The following is a 3,862-nucleotide window of genomic DNA, read 5'->3' on the forward strand; positions in this document are numbered from 1 at the left end:
TGCTCAAAAATAGCACCCTGCGTAGGGCATTATATCAAGACCTCTCTCAGGAGGAGCATCTGGTGGAACCTCAACCCGAACAGGCTTCGATTGGTGTTTCTTCGTCATATGATGATATAAGCACAAGCAATGATCTGAACTCCGAGAGCACTAGCAGAGATGTTACAAAGTACTTACAGGATGTTGCTCCATCAACGACAATTGATGAAGGATCCATTGCTTCATTACAGGATGTGCTATCTGTAGAATCAGAAACTGGAGGACGCTCTACTTAGCCAATGAAATACGATCATATTCTGGGTGCATCCTTGAAACATTGACACGGTGTATCCTTTTCATCATTGCATCGATACGCCCTGGACTTACTGTGGATAAAAAAGTTTTTCGCATATCTTCTTATAAAAAAGCTACTCTCTATTTGAATGCAGGAGCCACTGCTTAATATGCATAAACCAGCAGCCCAATCCAAAGTTGACCAGAGCATCGCATCGTGGCTATCATATTCGTGATAGCTACAGCATCCTTGAAAAACGTGCGTTACATATCTCTGACGTGACATATCTAAAACGCATGCAAAAAACACTATTACCCCACACTAAATCATGCATTAGTAATCTCCGAATCGCACACATAATGCTATATTCACACTTAAATGCTTGCGGAGGAATTTGTAGTATTTTGTCCATTGTAGTACGACAACTGAATAATACGTACCTTACAAACACTATACGGTTCAAAAAAGCATTTTTTACTTAATTACAACATTGATTAGTATGAATCGCAGAGCTATAAAGTATATCATCATGCTGCTGTGTGTTTATTATATCAAAGATACTCCCGTATCGATGCTGAAAAAGCACTGGCCCGAAGCATAGAATCTAGAGATTGTTCGTCCCTATGCTAAGCTACCTAATTACGGTTTTGCTGCACTTACGAACTGTGATTACAGCGCAGCTACAAGATTAAGAATGAGTACGGTATGTGCAACAACAGCTGAATTTGGCATCTCAATTTTTATAGAAATAAACACACATAAAACTGCATGTAGGATTTATAGTGAAAAAAGACTATTGCTTAACCTTATATATTACATCATCAGATATCAACTTATTTCTAGTATGATATGTGAATTCTTTAGCAATCTTCATATGTCACTTTTTACACACATAGTACAATAAATACTTGCTAAAAACCACGCTCCTTACTCATGCTGCGAAACCAAAAACACCGTGGCAATCCCTAAATACCGATAAAGAAGTGGCTAATATCACATAAGCTGTCATTACCCATAAATATACTAAGTATCCCTTTTCATCATGAATCTTCAACACTGTAAAACTTTACCTAAACTATCAATGTTGTTGTCATGTGGGGTAAGATTCATCTCTTTTAAAGCACATAAAGATTTTTAGAAAGATCTCCATATTTTAGATGATCTCAGCAATGTAGCTTATTGTATCTTCTCTTACACTCAATGGTGAAGGTCTATTTAAATATGCTTAAGTAGAGCAAAATACGCAAAAAGTCGGATTCTTGAGAAGAAAAACCTAAAATGAAAACAGCCAGACAACTTACCCAAGCTACAAAGGCTTTCATATGTTATTTGTGGGCAGGTGTTAGATAAACATACAATTAGTAAAAACTCAGAAGGGCTTGGAAGAGATTATATCTTCTGCACGTGCCGTGTCTACAATTGTGAATTTCGGTATCAGCGCTAGTACCAATTCACATAATTTCTCACTCATAGTGCATTTCTAACTCATGGTGCATTACAATTCGAATGTTTATTCTCCGCCTAAGTAGCAATATAAATACTTAACAGTCCGTTTCCAATGTACCACTTTCACAGCCCAGAGAAGGGGATCTGGTACTTTTTGTTTTACACTATATGTCTAGTGGTGTAGGCTGAGTATGTCAAGGTGTGTTACTACGTATGTTCACAACGTGTGAGAATGAGTCGTCGCTAGGTTTGCGTACTTTGCTGGTGGTAGAAGCGCCTGCTACAGCTCCGTGTTCTGCGCACTATGCCTTGCGGTGTCTATACTAGATGCGCAAGTTTCCATACATGTAAGGCGTGGCTTTCTGAAAAAAACAGGCCTTTCTGTCCTTACAGGAATAAAAGTACCGCTTTGTCACTAAAAGTAACTAAGATGAGGCACCCATGACTCTGCTGCTTAAGCCACACCCGTCAAAAAAGTCTATTATGCTTCTTGGTGGCCCGATAGATTTCTTGTTATGCCGTGATCAAAATAGTAATCCTGCACAACGCAGTATAGTCTTACTCTTAGCAGAGGGTTTTACTATACGTGAGGGCAGTAACGTAGCTCCTGAACACATACATGAGAATCTAACTCACCCAAGTTTATTAGCAAGAGCTCTGGCTAATACAGCTGCTAACAGTCCTACTTTCCAAAAAGTACCTTTCCAGCTGTGGCATGCCCTTGCACTTGCCTATAACAGCCTGCCTGGAAAAAACCAGGAATGCGATCTCGGAAATTTCATTCTTGGATGCCTGGATGGGATGTCTGAAGATATGGAAATAGTTAGAGAAGAGAACTCTAACGCAATTGAAGTTCAGAGTTACACTACTTTCTCCAGGATGCATTCTATCGTGGCTTCAGCACCTGCTAGCTACAGGAACGGTATGCTGATATTGCACGAATCATGCATGTTTAGTATTGTGGACAGCGCTGGTGCGTCCAAAGCCAGAGTTAAGCTGTTGGTGGAGTATGACGTTGCTCCATCGAAAAAGGCGGAGAATGTTTACCGCCTATCTTTAAGAAGAGCAAAGCTTGTGCTTACTCACAGAAGTGGTAAGCCAGTTTCACCAGGAACTCCTGGATCTGTGTGTAATTGGAGCGATGTTCCCAAATATCTGTCAAAACACTATGTGGAAGTCCCTGGTAAGATTAGTGATGTATGCTACAGCACGTGTAATCTGCAGGTGCATAACCCATATTACATCACTCGTAGGGTTTTTTACGATGTAAAAACTGTTGATGAATGTGTCCTGAGAGCTTGCAGCGTTATTAGCGGTATGCCGCTGGGAATCATCAAGCTTTCTTTTTGTAATACAGTAATAAGTAGCATAGACCGTGACACGTACCGGGTTACTGTGCGCGGCGTTGTTGCTCTGGAAGGATGCGATGCACCTAGTGTAGTTCAGCAGGGCGCTGTTTCTCCTGGGGACAAGGGTGATGGATCCAAAGTGGGGGTCTGCATGTCTTTTATGGCCTCTCCGGTGCAAAGTGCATGTGCCACTCTTCTTCGTGAAGTAGTGTGCACTTTAAGTGGATTGGAAGACTCTGTACCACTGAAAGATTTCCTCGCTGGCAGTGCAAGAGCTATACCTTCTCTAGGTGGCACTGTTTACTGTTTTGGTAAAGAAGTAGTAGCTCACAGCAGTGCTATATGGACAGATCTGACGAAGCGTCATCACCTGGCATCTCACTCTGTACCTGTGCGTGGGGACTGCGGTATTTTCATGCAACCGTCTGACCAAATACGTGAAAGCTTAAGGATGCAGCCAAAGCGTGCTGCACATATTGTGGAGAAAACTGGGGTAAACCCAAAAGGTCTTCAGTTACTCTTATCTGATATCTTGAGTAACAGCAGTGGGGGACCTCTACAAGTTGCTCTTGTTGCTCATTACGTGGCGCATGAAGGTGTTGTTACTGATAAAGGTGCTGATGCTAGGAGCTTATCTGTTAATCAGCATAGATTAGAAGAGCATCTAATATTCGGAGTTGTCGGTGCTTCTGGTATTCATATTCACACTTGCGTTGATTATATTGTGGAAGATATAGACACACGCGGTGGCGTAGAAGACCAAAATCTCCTCGTCCGTAACGTACGTATAGGG

2 protein-coding genes are annotated in these 3,862 nt (G+C 41.5%); both read left to right on the plus strand.

The window, feature by feature from the left end; genetic code table 11:
- Window positions 1-275, plus strand: a 275-nt coding sequence (locus KPX09_RS04640) for a hypothetical protein (RefSeq protein WP_249549208.1), incomplete at its 5' end; no start/stop codon positions are given.
- Window positions 276-2,161: 1,886 nt separating this feature from the next.
- The coding region (locus KPX09_RS04645) for a hypothetical protein (protein WP_249549209.1) at window positions 2,162-3,862 on the plus strand (1,701 nt) is incomplete at its 3' end.

The sequence above is a fragment of the Anaplasma phagocytophilum genome (genome assembly GCF_023476575.1).
In the GTDB taxonomy this organism is placed as follows: Bacteria; Pseudomonadota; Alphaproteobacteria; order Rickettsiales; family Anaplasmataceae; genus Anaplasma; species Anaplasma phagocytophilum_A.